Origin of the sequence: Nosocomiicoccus ampullae (assembly GCF_019357495.1) — a bacterium.
Taxonomy (GTDB): Bacteria; Bacillota; Bacilli; order Staphylococcales; family Salinicoccaceae; genus Nosocomiicoccus; species Nosocomiicoccus ampullae.
The window spans coordinates 1,221,651-1,241,239 of record NZ_CP079110.1 but is presented as its reverse complement, the minus strand read 5'-3'; the positions used below and the strand labels follow the sequence as shown (position 1 = coordinate 1,241,239).

15 protein-coding genes, 2 tRNA genes, 3 rRNA genes and 1 pseudogene are annotated in these 19,589 nt (G+C 38.6%); 18 read left to right on the top strand and 3 right to left on the bottom strand.

The window, feature by feature from the left end; translation table 11 throughout:
- Nucleotides 1-3 precede the first annotated feature (3 nt).
- The 8 genes from alr (at nucleotide 4) to KPF49_RS06465 (ending at nucleotide 6,600) form a co-directional block, all read left to right on the top strand.
- Nucleotides 4-1,146 (top strand): alanine racemase, encoded by a 1,143-nt coding sequence (gene alr, locus KPF49_RS06500; protein ID WP_183673965.1) that lies wholly within the window; start codon nucleotides 4-6, stop codon nucleotides 1,144-1,146.
- A gap of 56 nt (nucleotides 1,147-1,202) precedes the next feature.
- Nucleotides 1,203-1,385, top strand: coding sequence for an antitoxin MazE (locus KPF49_RS08085; protein ID WP_375781554.1), 183 nt, complete (start codon nucleotides 1,203-1,205; stop codon nucleotides 1,383-1,385).
- Complete coding sequence (locus tag KPF49_RS06490; RefSeq protein ID WP_183673967.1) at nucleotides 1,386-1,772, top strand: type II toxin-antitoxin system PemK/MazF family toxin; 387 nt, start codon at nucleotides 1,386-1,388, stop codon at nucleotides 1,770-1,772.
- 17 nt (nucleotides 1,773-1,789) lie between these two features.
- Entirely contained in the window at nucleotides 1,790-2,803 is a 1,014-nt protein-coding gene (locus KPF49_RS06485) for a SpoIIE family protein phosphatase (RefSeq protein ID WP_183673969.1), read from the top strand.
- Nucleotides 2,804-2,871: 68 nt separating this feature from the next.
- The gene (locus KPF49_RS06480) at nucleotides 2,872-3,204 is read left to right on the top strand and encodes an STAS domain-containing protein (protein WP_183673970.1); all 333 of its coding nucleotides are present in this window, start codon (nucleotides 2,872-2,874) and stop codon (nucleotides 3,202-3,204) included.
- Nucleotides 3,197-3,661, top strand: coding sequence for an anti-sigma B factor RsbW (gene rsbW / locus KPF49_RS06475; protein WP_183673972.1), 465 nt, complete (start codon nucleotides 3,197-3,199; stop codon nucleotides 3,659-3,661). Before KPF49_RS06480 ends, rsbW begins: the two co-directional genes overlap by 8 nt.
- Nucleotides 3,639-4,424, top strand: coding sequence for an RNA polymerase sigma factor SigB (gene sigB / locus KPF49_RS06470; RefSeq protein ID WP_183674004.1), 786 nt, complete (start codon nucleotides 3,639-3,641; stop codon nucleotides 4,422-4,424). The genes rsbW and sigB overlap by 23 nt, the downstream gene beginning before the upstream one ends.
- 37 nt (nucleotides 4,425-4,461) lie before the next feature.
- Nucleotides 4,462-6,600, top strand: coding sequence for a Tex family protein (locus tag KPF49_RS06465; RefSeq protein ID WP_183673975.1), 2,139 nt, complete (start codon nucleotides 4,462-4,464; stop codon nucleotides 6,598-6,600).
- A gap of 105 nt (nucleotides 6,601-6,705) precedes the next feature.
- Here the strand turns inward: KPF49_RS06465 and KPF49_RS06460 are convergent.
- The 3 genes and pseudogenes from KPF49_RS06460 to KPF49_RS06450 form a co-directional block, all read right to left on the bottom strand.
- A pseudogene (locus KPF49_RS06460) lies at nucleotides 6,706-7,563 on the bottom strand (IS3 family transposase); the annotation flags it as partial.
- On the bottom strand, nucleotides 7,563-8,099 hold the full coding sequence (locus tag KPF49_RS06455) for a helix-turn-helix domain-containing protein (RefSeq protein WP_219490066.1): 537 nt from the start codon (nucleotides 8,097-8,099) through the stop codon (nucleotides 7,563-7,565). The pseudogene KPF49_RS06460 and the gene KPF49_RS06455, both read right to left, overlap by 1 nt.
- A gap of 67 nt (nucleotides 8,100-8,166) precedes the next feature.
- A complete protein-coding gene (locus KPF49_RS06450) occupies nucleotides 8,167-9,705 on the bottom strand; it encodes a catalase (RefSeq protein ID WP_183675523.1) in 1,539 nt (512 codons plus the stop codon).
- A 235-nt stretch (nucleotides 9,706-9,940) separates the two neighbouring features.
- On the opposite strand from KPF49_RS06450, the gene KPF49_RS06445 reads away from it, so the two are divergent.
- The 10 genes from KPF49_RS06445 to KPF49_RS06400 all read left to right on the top strand — a co-directional run bounded on the left by KPF49_RS06445 (nucleotide 9,941) and on the right by KPF49_RS06400 (nucleotide 19,519).
- Nucleotides 9,941-10,025: transfer RNA gene (locus KPF49_RS06445), tRNA-Leu, on the top strand.
- A gap of 145 nt (nucleotides 10,026-10,170) precedes the next feature.
- Nucleotides 10,171-10,244: transfer RNA gene (locus tag KPF49_RS06440), tRNA-Gly, on the top strand.
- Between the two features lie 140 nt (nucleotides 10,245-10,384).
- Nucleotides 10,385-11,941 (top strand): 16S ribosomal RNA (locus KPF49_RS06435).
- Nucleotides 11,942-12,130: 189 nt separating this feature from the next.
- Nucleotides 12,131-15,000, top strand: a 23S ribosomal RNA gene (locus KPF49_RS06430).
- 52 nt (nucleotides 15,001-15,052) lie between these two features.
- Nucleotides 15,053-15,166: ribosomal RNA gene (gene rrf / locus KPF49_RS06425) — 5S ribosomal RNA — on the top strand.
- Together the 16S, 23S and 5S rRNA genes with 2 tRNA genes alongside form the textbook arrangement of a ribosomal RNA operon.
- Before the next feature lie 65 nt (nucleotides 15,167-15,231).
- Nucleotides 15,232-15,681 (top strand): tRNA (adenosine(37)-N6)-threonylcarbamoyltransferase complex ATPase subunit type 1 TsaE, encoded by a 450-nt coding sequence (gene tsaE, locus KPF49_RS06420; RefSeq protein WP_183675425.1) that lies wholly within the window; start codon nucleotides 15,232-15,234, stop codon nucleotides 15,679-15,681.
- Nucleotides 15,682-16,320, top strand: coding sequence for a tRNA (adenosine(37)-N6)-threonylcarbamoyltransferase complex dimerization subunit type 1 TsaB (gene tsaB / locus KPF49_RS06415; protein WP_183675427.1), 639 nt, complete (start codon nucleotides 15,682-15,684; stop codon nucleotides 16,318-16,320).
- On the top strand, nucleotides 16,302-16,766 hold the full coding sequence (rimI, locus tag KPF49_RS06410; protein ID WP_246562714.1) for a ribosomal protein S18-alanine N-acetyltransferase: 465 nt from the start codon (nucleotides 16,302-16,304) through the stop codon (nucleotides 16,764-16,766). Before tsaB ends, rimI begins: the two co-directional genes overlap by 19 nt.
- On the top strand, nucleotides 16,750-17,766 hold the full coding sequence (tsaD, locus tag KPF49_RS06405; protein ID WP_183675429.1) for a tRNA (adenosine(37)-N6)-threonylcarbamoyltransferase complex transferase subunit TsaD: 1,017 nt from the start codon (nucleotides 16,750-16,752) through the stop codon (nucleotides 17,764-17,766). The genes rimI and tsaD overlap by 17 nt, the downstream gene beginning before the upstream one ends.
- 139 nt (nucleotides 17,767-17,905) lie before the next feature.
- The gene (locus KPF49_RS06400; RefSeq protein WP_183675431.1) at nucleotides 17,906-19,519 is read left to right on the top strand and encodes a CAP domain-containing protein; all 1,614 of its coding nucleotides are present in this window, start codon (nucleotides 17,906-17,908) and stop codon (nucleotides 19,517-19,519) included.
- Nucleotides 19,520-19,589: the final 70 nt, after the last annotated feature.

Below are 19,589 nucleotides of genomic sequence, written 5' to 3'. Positions count from 1 at the left end.
AATATGGAAGATAGGTTTTTTAGAGATGCTTATGTCGAAGTCGATTTAGACCGTATTTATCAAAACTATGAAAAAATGAGTCAATTACATGAAAATAAGACATTTATTGCGGTTGTAAAATCAAATGCGTATGGACATGGTGCAGAAAAAGTATGTCAGTTTCTCGAAGGAAAAGGTGTTGACTTTTTTGCGGTCGGTACATTAGATGAAGCTATTGAGTTACGCATGCATGGCATTAAATCAAAAATTCTCGTACTAGGCATTATAAATCCAGAGCATATTAATAAAGCAATTCAGCATAGAATTGCACTAACGGCACCGAATGCTAAGTGGCTTGAAGCGGCGTTAGAAAACAATACCAGAGAATATGATAAAAACGTCTGGATCCATATTAAAGTCAATAGCTACATGAACCGTTATGGTACAGATAGTGTCAAAGAAATTAAAGAGATGATCCAGCTAATTAAAGACTCAGACCATTTCGTTTATGAAGGTATTTTTTCTCATCTCGCGCTCGCGTCATCAACATCTTACGGTGCACAAAAAGAACTCGATAAGTTTAAAGAAATAGTTGACCAAGTCGAAAGACCAAAATATATCCATGCTTTAAACTCAGCAGGTGCACTATTATTTGATGAGGAATATACAAATGCGGTAAGAATCGGGATTTCTTTATATGGATATTATCCGAGTTTAATGGTAAAAGAAAAATCGAATATTAATCTCAGTCCTGCTTTAAGACTCATCACTCATGTTGTTGACTCACATCATTTAGTAAAAAATGATTTTGTTGGCTACGATGAGACATACATTGTTGATAAAAATACAGAAATATCAACAATTCCTGTTGGATATGGAGATGGTTTACTAAGACAACATTCTGGTTACGCGGTTAAAGTAAATGGTGAGAATCGTCCAATTGTCGGTAGGGTATGTATGGATGCCTCGATGATTGAAGTTGATGCGAAAGCTGGCGATGAAGTAATTATTATCGATAATGACTATGACAGTCCGCAATCACTCGAACGATTTAGCGAACACGTCGGTTCAATTCCATACGAATCAACATGTTTATTAACAAGACGTTTACCGCGTATTTACAAGGAGTCAGACCAGGTATCTATTTCAAATGACATTTTAAAATAAATTAAATGAATATTCTAAATGTGTTAAAATGAGGATATTATAGGGAGATGGTTGTTTTGAGTTCATATATGTTAGACGAAAATTTAATCCAGTCTATGAAAGATGGTTACATTGAGATGTCAGAATTGAACTTAATAATCGCTAGAGAGGGGTTTCATCTTGAATGTGAGGTGGAACAAATCTACTCCCAAAAGCTTCTAAATGAATATTTAAATAATAATGATAAAGATGGTGAGTAGATGAAACGTGGAGAAGTATACCTAGCTGATCTTTCTCCAGTTCAAGGCTCTGAACAGGGCGGTAAACGCCCTGTTGTTATTATTCAAAACGATGTTGGGAATAAGTTCTCTCCAACCTTAATAGTCGCTGCGATTACAGGAAAAATTGATAAAGCGAAAATCCCAACACATGTAGAAGTGAATGCTGAAAAATACAATTTTAAAACAGATTCGGTTATCCTTCTAGAGCAAATACGAACGATAGATAAAACTAGGTTACAAGAAAAGCTTACATATTTAGATAATGAAAAAATGAAAGAAGTTGATGCTGCTTTAAGCATTAGCTTAGGACTATCTGAAAATCCTAAAAAGAATAAAAAAAGTAAAAAACATCATGTTAAACATTAAAGTGAGGAGGAGTTTTCGTGACATACATCGATAAGCTTACAGAAGAATACGAAACGATTTTAAAGCTATTTATTTATGACGATGCTGTCGATGAAGCAATTGCACGTGCACAAACATTTAGTCAAAATGTCATTGAAATAGACACTTCTCCTGAGGAAATTGTATCTTTACATATTCAAATGTTAAATCATTTACATATTAACGACGGTGAAGAAATCAAAAAATCTTTAGAAATATTAGAAGAAGTGATGATATCTTTCGGGTTTACATACCGTGATTACCGTGCGATGCTAAATCAAATTAACCATCATGACCAAGAGCTAGATGTTGCAGCTAATGTACAACAAACAATGTTAAAGTCAAGTATACCGTCAATTGAAAATACACAACTTGGTGCGATAAGTGTAGCTGCAAGTAAAGTGAATGGTGACTATTTTACAATTTTAGACAAAAGGGATGGTAAAATAGGACTTGCGGTTGCAGATGTAATAGGCTCTGGGATTCCTGCAGCTATCGCGATGGCAATGTTAAAATTCTCATTAGAGTTATCACATCTTACTTATAGACCAAACCGAGTGTTAGAGAAAATTAATACTTTAGTTGAAAAGAACATCAATAAAAATATGTTTATTACGATGTTTTATGGTGTGTATGATTATAATAATTTTGAGTTGAACTATTCTAGCGCTGGACATGAACCAGCTTTTATTTATCGTTATGAAGATGATGTATTTGAGACGTTGAACACAAGAGGACTTGTGTTAGGTGTCATAGAAGACGTTTCATATGATGAAGATACAGTAAAATTAAATGATAATGATATGATTTTTATTTATACAGATGGAGTGTCTGAGTTAAGAAAACATGACGGGTCGTTTATCGACATGGAAGATGTTAAATATATGATTAGAGATAATCGGGATAAGCATCCACAAGATATCGTTCAGTATTTATATGAGAATTTAACTCGTATGCAAGATCAAACGAGAAAAGATGATTTAACGATGCTTTTAATAAAAGCGAAAAGTTAACGTTTAACTTCGACATATGAGGGTATCTATATACTATATATATTTGTGAATGGAGTAGAGTTACTGTTATGAACATTAAGATTGAAGTAAGAGAACAACCTGAGGTGTTTTATGTTCAAGTCGGAGGAGAACTTGATATTTACACAGCACCAGAATTAAAAAAAGTACTTAGTCCAATCGTATCAGAAGGGACTCATAACTTACACGTTGATTTAACAGATCTTACATATATGGATTCAACAGGGCTTGGTCTTTTTGTTGGAACATTAAAAGACTTAAACAAATACAATAAAGAGTTAAGAATATCCGGTGCAAATGAACGTATTATGAAACTGTTTGAAATAACAGGTTTATATGATTTAATTCACATTACAAAATCAGGAGTTAATTCAAATGACTAAAAAATATGAGTATATAGAAATGAAGATTCCCTCAAAACCAGAGTATGTTGGACTCGTACGTTTAACATTATCAGGTGTATTAAATAGTGTAGATGCGTCGTATGAAGAAATTGAAGATACTAAAATAGCGGTAAGTGAAGCAGTCACTAACGCGGTAAAGCATGCATATTCAGACAATGACAATGAAATAACAATTGGATTTGCCGTAAGTAAAGAGCAAGTAGAAATCATAGTACAAGACTCAGGACAGAGTTTCGACTATGAAACAGTAAAAGAAGAAATTGGACCATACACAGAAACGGACTCAATAAGCTTTTTAAGAGAAGGAGGCCTCGGTTTATTCCTGATTGAATCACTGATGGATGATGTGAACGTAAAACGCTCTGAAGGCGTGACAATCAGTATGGTCAAGTATATTGGCGAAGGTCAGGTGCATAAGGATGGAATCACAAACTAGAAAAGAGCTTTCAAGAGATGAGATCAATCGCTTAATCACTGATTATCAAGAAACTGGCAGTGATGAGGCACAGACCCGTCTAGTATATCATTATGAAAAGCTTATCGAATCTTTAGCATATCGCTATTCAAAAGGGCAATCCCATCATGAAGACCTTGTTCAAGTCGGAATGATTGGTCTTTTAGGCGCGATTCGAAGATTTGATTTGTCATTTGATCGTAAATTTGAGGCATATCTTGTACCGACAGTCCTTGGAGAAATTAAACGTTACTTACGTGATAAGACATGGAGTGTACATGTTCCGAGGCGTATTAAAGAATTAGGCCCCAAAATTAAACGTTCAACTGACGAGTTGACAAATAAATTAGGACGCTCGCCCTCAGTTAAAGAAATTGCGGAATATATAGATTCGACTGAGGAAGAAGTGTTAGAGGCAATGGAAATGGGTCAAAGCTATAATGCCCTTAGTGTAGATTATACGATTGATGCTGATAACGAAGGAGCTTCAGTTACATTACTCGACGTAATGGGTAGTGAAGACGAAAACTACGAATTAAGCGAAGAACGTATGCTTATTGAAAAGCTATTGCCAATATTATCTGAAAGAGAACAACAGATTATTCGTTATACATTTTTAGAAGGTCTTAGTCAAAAAGAGACCGGTGAAAAAATTGGATTAAGTCAAATGCACGTCTCACGTTTACAACGTGCAGCACTTAAAAAATTAAAAGAATCTGTAAAGTATTCGGATAATGAAACCTAATCAATCCTGATTAGGTTTTCTTATTTAGGAGGAAATTATGAACGAACAATTAGTCAAAGAGTTATCAAAAAAATTAAAAATAAAAAACGAATATATTGAAAATGTATTAAACATGCTAAAAGACAATGCGACAGTTCCTTTTATCGCACGTTATAGAAAAGAGCAAACAGGTGGACTCGACGAAGTTTCAATTAAGGAAATTTCAGATGAATATCATTACCTTGAAGAGTTAGAAAAGAGAAAAGAAGACGTTATACGTCTAATCGATGAGCAAGGGTTATTGACAGAGGACTTAAGAAATCAAATATTACGTCAAACATCTCAGGCAAGAGTCGAAGATTTATACCGCCCATTTAGACAAAAGAAAAAAACACGTGCGACGGAAGCAAAAAGAAAAGGTTTAGAGCCGTTAGCAACGCTTCTTTACAAACAAGAAATGAGTGAAGAAGAATTATTAAAAGAAGCAGAAAATTATATAACTGATGAAGTAAAGTCAGTTAAAGAAGCGATTGAGGGCGCAAAAGATATTATTGCAGAAATTATTTCAGATAATCCTCAACATAGAATGTACATATTAAGTGTCATTAACAATCATTCAAAAATTGCTTCAACTGAGAAAAAGGGCCATGATGATAAAGAAAGTATTTACGAAATGTATTACGACTATAGTGAGCGTGTAAAAACTATCCCATCACATAGAATTCTAGCAATGAATCGTGGAGAAAAAGAAAATGTGTTACGTATCAGTTTTAACCATGACGATGAAAAAATAATAAGTTACTTATATCGTCAAGAGATAAGTGAGAATAGTAAAGCCGAAGATATTCTTAAAGAAACGATTGAAGATAGTTTAAAACGTCTTATTTTACCAAGTTTAGAGCGTGAAGTAAGAAATGATATTACGAAAAAGGGAGAAACTCATGCTGTAAATATTTTTGAAGAGAACTTAAAAAGTTTACTGTTACAACCACCGCTTAAAAACCATACAATTTTAGGGGTGGATCCTGCATTTAGAACAGGATGTAAACTCGCAGTTATCGATAGCAATGGTACATTTTTAGATAAGAATGTGATTTATCCACACAGCTCTAAAAATACAGAGAAAAGTGAAGCGATTTTTAAAGATCTTATCGAGAAACATAGTGTAACCTTAATTGCGATTGGTAACGGAACAGCATCTAGAGAGACCGAAGAGTTCGTAGCGAACTTCTTAAAAACTCATGAACTAGATATACCATTTATTATTGTCAATGAAGCAGGAGCTTCAGTATATTCAGCATCGGATTTAGCACGTGAGGAATTCCCAAACTTTGAAGTAGAGGAAAGAAGTGCAGTTTCAATTGCGAGACGTATTCAAGATCCACTTGCAGAGCTTGTTAAAATTGACCCAAAATCATTAGGGGTTGGTCAATATCAACATGATATTAACCAAAAATTCTTAAACGAGTCTCTAGACTTTGTAGTAGAGACAGCAGTAAACCAAGTAGGTGTAGATGTAAACACAGCATCTTATAAATTGCTTGAACATGTTTCTGGTTTAAACAAAACAATCTCAAGAAATATTGTAGAGTTTAGAGAAACGGAAGGAATTACAAAACGTTCAGATCTTAAGAAAGTAAAACGTCTTGGACCGAAAACATTTGAGCAAGCTGTTGGATTTTTACGAATTGTTGGGGGAGAAGAACCGTTAGATCAAACACCAATTCACCCTGAGCAATATAAAAATACGTATAATTTATTAAAAGAAATTGATGCGTCAATTGACGAACTTGGTGAAGAGAGTATTAAAGAAAAGTTAAATACACTCGATAAACGTAAATATAGTGAAGAGAATGATATCGGGCTTCCAACGTTAAACGATATAATCGATAGCTTAATCGCACCACTTAGAGATATTCGTGATAAGTACGATACACCGATTCTAAAAAGTGACGTCTTAGAAATTTCAGACTTAAAAGAAGGTATGAAATTATCTGGAACAGTGAGAAACGTTACAGACTTCGGTGCATTCGTAGACGTAGGTGTTGATCAAGATGGACTTGTGCATATATCACAACTTGCAAATCGTTATATTAAACATCCACTCGATGTTGTAAGTAGTGGAGATATCGTAGAAGTTACAGTACTATCAGTTGATGAAAAGAAAAAAAGAATTGCGCTAACTATGAAAAACTAACTTTAAAGTATGTCTCCAGTGATGGAGGCATATTTTTATGTAAAAAAAAGAGTGAGGTGAATCTGTACCGAACCCATAAATCCGGACATTCTTGTCCGTGAATTCTTATATGGCTTGTTTCCTGTATTGAACAGGAGACAGGCCATTTAATTTCTCTTTTATTCTTTTGTTGTTGTACCAATCAATATATTCTTCTAATGCCTCGATTAATTCTTGAACATTTTGATATTTAACACCGTAATAGATTTCTTGTTTAAGCAAACTAAAGAAATTCTCCATAGGTGAATTATCTAAACAATTTCCACGTCTAGACATACTCTGCTTGATATTATTCTGCTCTAGTAATTGTGTCCATTTGACATGCTGATAATGAAACCCTTGATCTGTATGAATCATGAGATTATGCTCTATAGGCAGCTTCTTAATAGCTTTCTCTAGGGACTCACAAGTAAATTTTACTGTAGGTGATGTAGAGATACTGAATGACACAATCTCACTATTATATAAGTCCATAATGGGTGAGAGATACACTTTTACATCTGAGTTGTCCACTTTGAACTCAGTTACATCACTGACATAAACTTCATTCATCTGATCTACGTTAAATGCTCTGTTTAGCTCATTATCTGCAATTTTTCCAACTTCACCTTTATACGAACTATACTTTCTACTTCTTGTTGTGAATTTCGTACACAATAAATTGTACTTCTTCATAAGTCTGAGCACTCTTTTATGGTTCACAATAATACCTAGATTCTTTAGTGCGAGTACAACTCTTCTATAGCCGTAAGTAAATCTAGATTCTTGAATGATGGATTGTATTTGTTGAACTAATCGCTGCTCAGATTCATTTACCTGATTTAATTTTTCTTTCCATTCATAAAATGAAGATCTTGGTAACTCAGAAATCTCTAACCAAGTACTCAGTTTAACTTCTGTTTTAATTTGCCTTACTTCTAGTACTACTTGCGTCTTTTCTTTGTTTGAGCACGCTTTTCCCGAAGCAAGGCATCCAACTTTTTTTGGTAAAGCAGTTTTGCTTCGAGGTACTCATTTCTTTCTCTTAGTTCAATAAGTTCTTCTCTCTCAGACTTTGATAGTTCTTTTGGTTCATCGTTATTCTTAGGCATAGTCGTTCCCTCACGTTTTCTAGGTCTTCCTAAAGTACCACACAAACCACTAAAGCCTTCCAAATCATACTTTCGCTGCCAACCAGCTATTGTAGATGGATTCTTGATTCCAAAGACTTGAGCTGTTTCTGAATAGGAAGTTTCGTTATTTATCCTATATTTTAATACGGATAACTTAAACTCACCAGAATAACGTGTTTTAGATAAACTTTTCTTTAAACCAACTTCGCCATAGAGATTATAAGCCATTATCCAATTGTTGATCGTGTCATGGCTTATATTAAACTCTTTTGAAAGAATGATTGCTCCAAAACCTTCTTCATATCTTCTTATAATTTCTAACTTCAAATCATAACTATACTTTGACATACGAATAACCCCCTAAATCCGTGTCCGGATTTAGGGGGTCAGTGCAATCCTCACTCTTTAATCTATATTAGTTATCTGTTTTAACTTGTACTGGTTTACCTTCAAATGGATGATCTCCATTTACAAGGTCAACATCGTTGATGTCGATGCCAAGTGCTTCTGCAACACCTTTACCGTACTCTTCATCTGCTTGGTAGCAGTTAAAGATGTGACGTTTCTTAATGTGCTCCTCTACGCCTTCCATTTCAATCGCAGTGTTTTTAAAGATTGTTTGTTTTCCTTCATCAGACTGGAGACGGAATAATTTACCTGGTTGTCCGTAGTAATTATCATCATCTTCACGGAAGTCATACTCATATACTTGACCAAGTTCTAAGTCTAATTCAGGTTGCTTTTTATCTTTTTGTGAGTTGTGTGCACCGTAACTATTTGGATAATAGTTAATATGTGAACCTAAGTTTCCGTCAACTCTCATAGCACCATCGCGGCTGAATGGGCACACGTTTGTTGCACCTTTAGGTGAGTTTACAGGGATTTGGTGATGGTTAATACCTAAACGGTAACGTTGCGCATCTCCATATGAGAATAAACGTCCTTGTAACATTTTGTCAGGTGAGAATCCAAGACCTGGAATAATGTTTGTTGGTGCGAACGCTGCTTGTTCTACTTCTGCGAAGTAGTTATCAGGGTTTTTATTGAGTTCAAATTCACCAACTTCGATTAATGGGTATTCACCTTTATACCATACTTTTGTTAAGTCGAATGGATTGTGGTAATGATTTCTAGCTTGTTCTTCAGTCATTACTTGAATGTACATTTTCCATTTAGGGAAATCTCCATCTTCAATCGCGTTATAAAGATCGCGTTGTGATGAGTCACGGTCTTTTCCGACTACTTCTTCAGCCTCTTCAGCTGTAAAGTTACGGATGCCTTGCTGCGTTCTAAAGTGGAATTTCACCCAAACACGTTCGTTATCTTCGTTAATCATTGCGTACGTGTGTGAACCGAATCCATGCATATGACGGAAGTCTGACGGAATACCGCGATCAGTCATTAGGATTGTCACCTGGTGAAGCGCCTCAGGTAACGATGTCCAGAAGTCCCACTGTGAGTTTGGATTATTAATATTTGTACGTGGATCACGTTTAACAACGTGGTTTAAGCTTGGGAATAATTTAGGGTCACGGAAAAAGAATACAGGTGTGTTGTTACCAACTAAGTCCCAGTTTCCTTCTTCAGTATAGAATTTAAGAGCGAAACCACGAATATCACGCTCAGCTTCAGCAGCACCACGTTCACCAGCTACAGTAGAGAAGCGTGCAAACATTTCAGTTTTCTTACCAACTTCTGCGAAAATATTTGCTTTCGTATATTTAGTTATATCGTTTGTCACCGTAAATGTACCGTAAGCACCAGAACCTCTAGCATGCATACGACGCTCTGGAATTACTTCACGGTCAAAGTGCGCCATCATATCTAAGAAATAAGGATCTTGCATAACTAATGGACCACGTGGACCAGCAGTAGCAGTATTTTCACGATCGCCTACAGGATTACCAAATAGAGTCGTTAACTTTTCTTCTTCAGGATTATAATGTTCAGACATAATGAACCTCCAAATTTAAATTAGAATAATTCTAAATAAAGTATAGCATACTAAATTTTGACTTGCAAATTAGTACAAAATTATAATTCCCTCATTATATAGATGTAAAACATATATTATTTAAAGTAGGTATTTGATATAGGTACTGATAAAAACAAAAAATATTGAGAAATCTAAACAATCGTATTGACAGAGAAATATAAAGCGAATATAATAGATATCGTTATCTTGATAAGCGGTTGTGGCGGAATCGGCAGACGCGCTAGGTTGAGGGCCTAGTGGGAGTTTATCCCGTGGAGGTTCAAGTCCTCTCAGCCGCATTAAAATTTATTCTTGCAAATATATAAAAGATAATGTATAATAATAAAAGTGAACGAGAGAAGTTCACGACTTATTAAAAATATTTCAACTTTACTGTTGACATTAAAAATAATGTCTGTATAATAGTAAGAGTTGAAGCAAAACGCGGGTGTAGTTTAGTGGTAAAACCTCAGACTTCCAATCTGATGTCGGGAGTTCGATTCTCCTCACCCGCTCCATTTATTTTAAACATTGAACATTGAAAACTGAATGACAATATGTCAACGTTAATTCCGATAAAGAGGTTACTTTTAAATGAAGAAGTAACACAACTAGAGCGACTAGTATAAAACGCGATAAAAGAGCTAGAGAACTCTTAATTATGGAGAGTTTGATCCTGGCTCAGGATGAACGCTGGCGGCGTGCCTAATACATGCAAGTCGAGCGCGACTGATTGCACCGTCCTTCGGGACACCGTAATCATCGAGCGGCGGACGGGTGAGTAACACGTGGGCAACCTACCCTTAAGACTGGGATAACCGCGGGAAACCGTGGCTAATACCGGATAATACTTTTATACAACGGTATAGAAGTTGAAAGGTGGATTTCTATCACTTAAGGATGGGCCTGCGGCGCATTAGCTGGTTGGTAAGGTAACGGCTTACCAAGGCGACGATGCGTAGCCGACCTGAGAGGGTGATCGGCCACACTGGAACTGAGACACGGTCCAGACTCCTACGGGAGGCAGCAGTAGGGAATCTTCCGCAATGGGCGAAAGCCTGACGGAGCAACGCCGCGTGTGCGAAGAAGGTCTTCGGATCGTAAAGCACTGTTGTTAAGGAAGAACGACAGTAAGAGTAACTGCTTACTGTGTGACGGTACTTAACCAGAAAGCCACGGCTAACTACGTGCCAGCAGCCGCGGTAATACGTAGGTGGCAAGCGTTATCCGGAATTATTGGGCGTAAAGCGCGCGTAGGCGGCGAGATTAGTCTGATGTGAAAGCCCCCGGCTCAACCGGGGAAGGTCATTGGAAACTGTTTCGCTTGAGTGCAGGAGAGGAGAGTGGAATTCCATGTGTAGCGGTGAAATGCGCAGAGATATGGAGGAACACCAGTGGCGAAGGCGGCTCTCTGGTCTGCAACTGACGCTGATGTGCGAAAGCGTGGGGATCAAACAGGATTAGATACCCTGGTAGTCCACGCCGTAAACGATGAGTGCTAAGTGTTAGGGGGTTTCCGCCCCTTAGTGCTGCAGCAAACGCATTAAGCACTCCGCCTGGGGAGTACGGCCGCAAGGCTGAAACTCAAAGGAATTGACGGGGACCCGCACAAGCGGTGGAGCATGTGGTTTAATTCGAAGCAACGCGAAGAACCTTACCAAATCTTGACATCCTCTGACCGTCATGGAGACATGATTTTCCCTTTGGGACAGAGAGACAGGTGGTGCATGGTTGTCGTCAGCTCGTGTCGTGAGATGTTGGGTTAAGTCCCGCAACGAGCGCAACCCTTAACTTTAGTTGCCATCATTAAGTTGGGCACTCTAGAGTGACTGCCGGTGACAAACCGGAGGAAGGTGGGGATGACGTCAAATCATCATGCCCCTTATGATTTGGGCGACACACGTGCTACAATGGGCAGGAACAAAGGGCAGCGAAACTGTGAAGTCAAGCGAATCCCATAAAACTGTTCTCAGTTCGGATTGGAGTCTGCAACTCGACTCCATGAAGCTGGAATCGCTAGTAATCGTGGATCAGAATGCCACGGTGAATACGTTCCCGGGTCTTGTACACACCGCCCGTCACACCACGAAAGTTGGTAACACCTGAAGCCGGTGGCCTAACCATTTGGAGGGAGCCGTCGAAGGTGGGACCGATGATTGGGGTGAAGTCGTAACAAGGTAGCCGTATCGGAAGGTGCGGCTGGATCACCTCCTTTCTAAGGATAATGGAACGGAAAGTTGACATATTGTATTCAGTTTTGAGTGTTATCACTCATCAGTACATTGAAAACCAAATAGAAGCAAAGATTATATATAAAAATATGATTTCAAGCGTAGAAACCGAGAACGACAAGTTCAAAATACACGCGCGATAGAGTAGAGATACTCTCTCACAAATTCATTACGATTAAGTAGTGAAGGGCGCACGGTGGATGCCTTGGCACCAAGAGCCGACGAAGGACGGAACAAACACCGAAATGCTTTGGGGAGCTGTAAGTAAGCTGTGATCCGAAGATATCCGAATGGGGGAACCCGGCATTTAATAATGTCACTCATATATGAACTGATTAGTATATGAGAGGTAGACCTGGGGAACTGAAACATCTTAGTACCCAGAGGAAGAGAAAGTAAACACGATTCCCGTAGTAGCGGCGAGCGAAGTGGGAAGAGCCCAAACCAGTATAGACTGGGGTTGTAGGACTTCAACGTGTGACACGACGATTTAGTGGAATAATATGGAAAGATTAACCATAGGGGGTAACAGTCCCGTACACGACAAATTGAAGTGCACTAGAAGTATCCTGAGTACGGCGGAACACGAGGAATTCCGTCGGAATCTGGGAGGACCATCTCCTAAGGCTAAATACTCCTTGGTGACCGATAGTGAACCAGTACCGTGAGGGAAAGGTGAAAAGCACCCCGGAAGGGGAGTGAAAGAGAACCTGAAACCGTGTGCTTACAAGTAGTCAGAGCCCTAAGTGGGTGATGGCGTGCCTTTTGTATAATGAACCGGCGAGTTACGCATACATGCAAGGTTAAGCAGGGAATGTGGAGCCGTAGCGAAAGCGAGTCTGAAATGGGCGAATAGTATGTGTGTGTAGACCCGAAACCAGGTGATCTACCCATGACCAGGTTGAAGTCCAGGTAACACTGGATGGAGGACCGAACCGACTTATGTTAAAAAATGACCGGATGAGTTGTGGGTAGGGGTGAAATTCCAATCGAACCTGGAGATAGCTGGTTCTCTCCGAAATATATTTAGGTATAGCCTCATATTATCATCGTGGAGGTAGAGCACTGTTTGGATAAGGGGCCCATCCCGGGTTACCGAGTTCAGACAAACTCCGAATGCCATCGATGAGATGTATGGGAGTCAGACAGTGGGTGATAAGGTCCATTGTCGAAAGGGAAACAGCCCAGACCACCAGTTAAGGTCCCCAAATATATGTTAAGTGGAAAAGGATGTGGCGTTGCACAGACAACTAGGATGTTGGCTTAGAAGCAGCCATCATTTAAAGAGTGCGTAATAGCTCACTAGTCGAGTGACGCTGCGCCGAAAATGTACCGGGGCTAAACATATTACCGAAACTGTGGATCCGTAAGGATGGTAGGAGAGCGTTCTATATGCATTGAAGCCAAACCGAGAGGGAAAGTGGAGCGTATAGAAGTGAGAATGCCGGTGTGAGTAGCGCAAGACGGGTGAGAATCCCGTCCACCGAATGACTAAGGTTTCCAGAGGAAGGCTCGTCCGCTCTGGGTAAGTCGGGACCTAAGCCGAGGCAAATAGCGTAGGCGATGGACAACAGGTAGAAATTCCTGTACCGGTGTAACACGTATGAGTGAAGTGGTGACGCAGGAGGAGAATCGAATCGCACAAATGGACGTGCGTGCAAGTGACAAGCTGTCATACCAGGCAAATCCGGCATGAGTGTAAGGTGAGTCATGATGCGGAGGGAAATGACCCGAAGATCGATATTCACACTGCCAAGAAAACCCGCTAGCGAGTGTTAGACTGCCCGTACCGCAAACCGACACAGGTAGTTGGGAAGAGAATTCTAAGGTGAGCGAGCGAACTCTCGTTAAGGAACTCGGCAAAATGACCCCGTAACTTCGGGAGAAGGGGTGCTCATGAAAATGAGCCGCAGTGAATAGGCCCAAGCGACTGTTTATCAAAAACATAGGTCTCTGCCAAACCGAAAGGTGACGTATAGGGGCTGACGCCTGCCCGGTGCTGGAAGGTTAAGAGGCGTACTTAGCGTAAGCGAAGGTACAAATCGAAGCCCCAGTAAACGGCGGCCGTAACTATAACGGTCCTAAGGTAGCGAAATTCCTTGTCAGGTAAGTTCTGACCCGCACGAAAGGCGCAACGATTTGGGCACTGTCTCAACGAGAGGCTCGGTGAAATCATAGTTCCAGTGAAGATGCTGGATACCCGCGACAGGACGGAAAGACCCCGTGGAGCTTTACTGTAGCTTGATATTGAATCTCGAGTACACCTGTACAGGATAGGTGGGAGTCGAAGAAGCATGCACGTCAGTGTATGTGGAGACGCTGGTGGGATACCACCCTGGTGTACTTGCGGTTCTAACCCGGTACCGTGATCCGGTACGGAGACAGTGTCAGGTGGACAGTTTGACTGGGGCGGTCGCCTCCTAAAGTGTAACGGAGGCGCTCAAAGGTTCCCTCAGAATGGTTGGAAATCATTCAAAGAGTGTAAAGGTATAAGGGAGCTTGACTGTGAGACCAACAAGTCGAGCAGGGTCGAAAGACGGACTTAGTGATCCGGTGGTTCCGCATGGAAGGGCCATCGCTCAACGGATAAAAGCTACCCCGGGGATAACAGGCTTATCTCCCCCAAGAGTTCACATCGACGGGGAGGTTTGGCACCTCGATGTCGGCTCATCGCATCCTGGAGCTGTAGTCGGTTCCAAGGGTTGGGCTGTTCGCCCATTAAAGCGGTACGCGAGCTGGGTTCAGAACGTCGTGAGACAGTTCGGTCCCTATCCGTCGTGGGCGTAGGAAATTTGAGAGGCGCTGTCCTTAGTACGAGAGGACCGGGATGGACATACCACTGGTGTACCAGTTGTCGTGCCAACGGCATAGCTGGGTAGCTACGTATGGACGGGATAAATACTGAAAGCATCTAAGTATGAAGCCCCCCTCAAGATGAGATTTCCCTACAGATGCCAGAGAGACGATCTGGTTGATAGGTTTGGCGTGTAAGTATGGTGACATACTCAGCGGACAAATACTAATTCATCGATGACTTATTCAATATGATAAAGCGTGTATCTACGAATTGCTTCTATTTGGTTTTGAGTGTATTGTCTAGTGACGATAGCGGAGAGGCCACACCTGTTCCCATGCCGAACACAGTAGTTAAGCTCTCCAGCGCCGATGGTAGTTCGGTTTGCCCGTGCTAGAGTAGGACGTCGCTAGGCACTCAGTGGAGACCCAATAGGGTCTCCTTTTTTTATAACTTTTTTTAATTTTGAGGTAGTTTATTATGAAAAAAACTATTAATATAAACGATTTAAATGACACTAAGGAGTTAGCGAGTAAATTAGCTAATCTTATTGAATCTGGAACAGTTATTTTATTAAGTGGAGATCTTGGTGCTGGTAAAACAACTTTTACACAAGCATTAGGTAAATCTTTAGGTGTGAAAAGAGTAATGACATCTCCAACATTTAATATTATTAAGTCTTATAATTTACCTAAATTTAAAGTCCATCATATGGATTGTTATCGACTAGAAGATAGCGATGAGGATTTAGGCTTTGAGGAGTATTTCAATAATGAGGATATTACAATAATTGAATGGTATAATTTTATTGAAGAATACTTGCCAGATGAGTATTTAAAGATACATATCGAACATATAACTACAGATAAGAGACGATTTACTTTATGTTCTAAAGGTGAAGTATATGATCGTATAGTAGGTGAATTATAAATGAAGACATTATATATTGATACATCAAATCGTGCATTAAGTGTAGCTATTGCTGATGAAGTCTTGCTTGCGGAAATTAATATGAATGTTTCTGGTACACACTCTGAATCATTGATGCCTGCAATTGATCAAGTTTTAAAGTTAGCAAAACTTGATAAATCTCGTTTGGAAAGAATTGTAGTTGCAAATGGACCTGGTAGCTATACTGGATTAAGAATCGGTGTTACTGTTGCAAAAACATTGGCAATAGCTTTAAATATACCAATCTATACTGTTTCAAGTCTACTTGTTCTTGGAGCGAGTTATAGAGGAGTTGTCGCACCAATGATGGATGCGAGACGTGGTAATTGTTTTAGTGCGGTTTATGATGTTGATCAAACAGGTGTAAATGTGTTAGAAGAGCCAAAACTAAGAACTGGTGAAGAATATTCCAAATTCGTTTTAAAATATGGTGCGGTCGTTGTGCATAATACGCTAGAAAAACAATCATTTGAAGTAGATGGTGTGCATACAACACCGAGAATCGCTTCAATTATAGGCATGGATGAATCCGTGTTAGAGAAAGTGGATGCACATGACGTTGTTCCAAATTATCTACGACTGACTGAGGCAGAGAGAAATTGGCAAAAGAATCAGTAAATATTCGTAAGATGGAACCTAAAGATATATTAGATGTACAACATATCGAGATTGTATCATTTGTCGATTCACCATGGACAAAAGAGACCTACGTTCATGAAATTCATAAAAATCAATTTGCACACTATTTTGTATTAGAAAAAAATAATAATGTGATTGGTTATATCGGTGTCTGGATTGTAATTGACGATGCGCAAATTACAACAATTGCAATTAAGCCTGAAGAACGTGGGAATGGTTATGCGAGTCAGCTAATGGACTTTATCATTGATTATTGTCAGCCTTCAGTAAAGCAGTTATCTTTAGAAGTTAATGTAAACAATGAAAATGCGATTCATTTATATGAATCAAAAGGATTCATATATGGTGGAATACGAAAAGATTATTATGGTATCGGAAAAGATGCACATGTCATGTGGGTGAGATTAGATGGAGAAAAATATTAAAATATTGGCGATTGAAACGAGTTGTGATGAAACAGCAGCAAGTGTTATTGAAAATGGAAATCAAGTACTATCAAATGTCGTACAAAGCCAAATAGAAAGTCATAAACGTTTTGGTGGTGTAGTTCCTGAGGTTGCTTCAAGACACCATGTTGAAATGATTACTCGTGTCATTGAAGAAGCACTAAAGAATGCTAACCTTACAGCAAAAGAACTCGATGCAGTCGCAGTAACATATGGACCAGGGTTAATAGGTGCATTACTTGTTGGGGTTAATGCAGCGAAAGCATTTGCATTCGCACACGATTTACCACTAATTCCAGTCCATCACATTGCCGGACATATATATGCGAATCAACTCGAGCATAAGATTAAATTTCCACTTATTTCATTAATCGTTTCAGGTGGACATACAGAGCTCATAAAGATGAACAATCATTTAGATTTTGAAGTAATTGGTGAAACCTTAGATGATGCTGTCGGAGAGGCTTATGATAAAGTTGCGAGAGTTATAGGACTACCGTATCCAGGAGGTCCAGAAATCGATAGATTATCAAAAGAAGGAAAAGATACGTATGATTTTCCACGTGCACTTCAAGATGATAGTTATAACTTTAGTTTTAGTGGCCTAAAATCACATGTCATCAATAAACTTCATAACGAAAAACAGAAAAACATCGAAATCAATAAAGCAGATGTTGCTAGAAGTTTTCAAGAGAGTGTAGTTGATGTATTAACAACAAAAACGATGCGTGCATTAAAAGACGAAAATATAGAAACACTTATTATTGCAGGAGGAGTTGCAGCAAACAGTGCATTAAGAGAGCGATTTGAAACACTTACAAAAAAGAATAATATAGAGCTATATATTCCAAGTTTAAAATATTGTACTGACAATGCAGCGATGATCGGAGCGGTTGCGTATGAACAGTTTAAACGCGGAGACTTCGCAGATTTAAATTTAAATGGACAAAACTATATAGAGATTGAAGAAGTATATTAACACATCAGTAATTCTGATGTGTTTTTTATTTTTAAAATTTGAATGACAATTATTTTTATTTAGTGTAAGATTAAACTGAACATAAATAATATTACAACATTGTATAATTAAACAATAAAATTTAAAAGGATGGTTTTAAATGACGTTTAAAAAGAAAATGTTAGTATCATCAGCAACGGCGGCATTATTAATTAGTGGAGGACATTTACCTGTATCTGAAGATATCACAAACTTATCGTCGGAATTTGTTGCGAAAGCAAACGAAGTTGGCGAAGATAATTGGCAAGATGATGAAATGGTAGATTGGGTAAATAACCATAGAGCTGAGCAAACACAACCAGATGGTTACGGTGATTATAATGACGTTCCTGTGGAGAATAATAATCAATTAACAGATTTTGCGAATTGGAAAGCACAAAATATGGCACAAGAGGGTTACTTCACTCATAATACGCCAGATGGTCAAACAGTTACACAACAATATGAGAATAGATATGGTGACGAGAGAGAGTTTGACGCTGATTACGATGGTTACATTGCTGAGAATATTTATCAAGTAGAAAGTGATTTAACGCAAGAAGAATTTGATGTTTATGCGTTTAATGGTTGGAGAAATTCTAAAGGTCATAACGAGAATATGTTAGCAAGTAGAACTGATATGGGCTACGGTTCTTATCGTCATGAGGATAATGGTAAAGTTACTTGGTATGGAGTTCAAGTTTTCGCAGATGATTATGAAAAACGTAAGAAAATTTTAGAAGATAATGCTAGTTTTGATGAAAGTGGTATGCCTACTTATCACAACTCTTTAGAATCATACGATAAATCATATAACGCAGAAGATATTGACCCAGAAAAAGTCAATAATAGTAATGAAAAAGTTGAACAACCAGATGAATCTACTACACCTCCAGCAAACCCAGAAACTGATAAAGAGGAAAAGCCAGGACAAGTAGAATCATCTGATCAAGAAAACCAAACACCAGCACCAGATGAAACAGATAAGGATGATTCATCTGAATCTATTACACCTCCAGCAAACCCAGAAACTGATAAAGAGGAAAAGCCAGGACAAGTAGAATCATCTGATCAAGAAAACCAAACACCAGCACCAGATGAAACAGATAAGGATGATTCATCTGAATCTACTACACCTCCAGCAAATCCAGAAACTGATAAAGGACAAGATTCAGAGCAAGTAGAATCACCTGATCAAGGAAATCAATCACCAGCACCAGATGAAACAGATAAGGATGATTCATCTGAATCTACTACATCTCCAGAAAATTCTGAAACTGATAAAGGACAAGACTCAGAACAAGTAGAATCATCTGATAAAGAAAACCAATCACCAGCAACATCAGAAGACCAAAATGATGAGACAGAGCAAGATGAGTCTAAAGTAGAAAAAGATACGAATGGTAATGAAGAGAATTCAGAATTAGACGAAGATTTAGAGACTGACAAAGAAGATAATTCAACTACACCACCTGCTAACACTAAAGATAATAGTAAAGTAGCAAGTGAAGGGAATAAGGGTAATTCATCTACTACTGATAAATCTGATTCAAAAGTTGTCGATAAATCTGAGGGGCAATCAAATGTAGCTGAGAAGACAGAATCAAATGATAAAAGTGAGTTACCAAATACTGGTGAAGCAATGGATCAAAAAGGCTTAATTTATGGTATTACAGCGCTATTTGTAGGACTTGGGCTATTCCTAACAGGAAGAAGACGTAAAGAAAGTAAATAAGTAATATGAAGGGTTCTATTTCTGATATATCAGGAGTAGAATCTTTTTTTGTTGTGAAAAAGCTTTTTAT

Bases quoted from the DNA above. Each gene is read 5' to 3' on its own strand.
- alr (WP_183673965.1), top strand. From the start codon at position 4: ATGGAAGATAGGTTTTTTAGAGATGCTTATGTCGAAGTCGATTTAGAC.
- KPF49_RS06490 (WP_183673967.1), top strand. From the start codon at position 1,386: ATGAAACGTGGAGAAGTATACCTAGCTGATCTTTCTCCAGTTCAAGGC.
- KPF49_RS06480 (WP_183673970.1), top strand. From the start codon at position 2,872: ATGAACATTAAGATTGAAGTAAGAGAACAACCTGAGGTGTTTTATGTT.
- rsbW (WP_183673972.1), top strand. From the start codon at position 3,197: ATGACTAAAAAATATGAGTATATAGAAATGAAGATTCCCTCAAAACCA.
- KPF49_RS06465 (WP_183673975.1), top strand. From the start codon at position 4,462: ATGAACGAACAATTAGTCAAAGAGTTATCAAAAAAATTAAAAATAAAA.
- KPF49_RS06455 (WP_219490066.1), bottom strand. From the start codon at position 8,099: ATGTCAAAGTATAGTTATGATTTGAAGTTAGAAATTATAAGAAGATAT.
- KPF49_RS06450 (WP_183675523.1), bottom strand. From the start codon at position 9,705: ATGTCTGAACATTATAATCCTGAAGAAGAAAAGTTAACGACTCTATTT.
- tsaE (WP_183675425.1), top strand. From the start codon at position 15,232: ATGAAAAAAACTATTAATATAAACGATTTAAATGACACTAAGGAGTTA.
- tsaB (WP_183675427.1), top strand. From the start codon at position 15,682: ATGAAGACATTATATATTGATACATCAAATCGTGCATTAAGTGTAGCT.
- tsaD (WP_183675429.1), top strand. From the start codon at position 16,750: ATGGAGAAAAATATTAAAATATTGGCGATTGAAACGAGTTGTGATGAA.
- KPF49_RS06400 (WP_183675431.1), top strand. From the start codon at position 17,906: ATGACGTTTAAAAAGAAAATGTTAGTATCATCAGCAACGGCGGCATTA.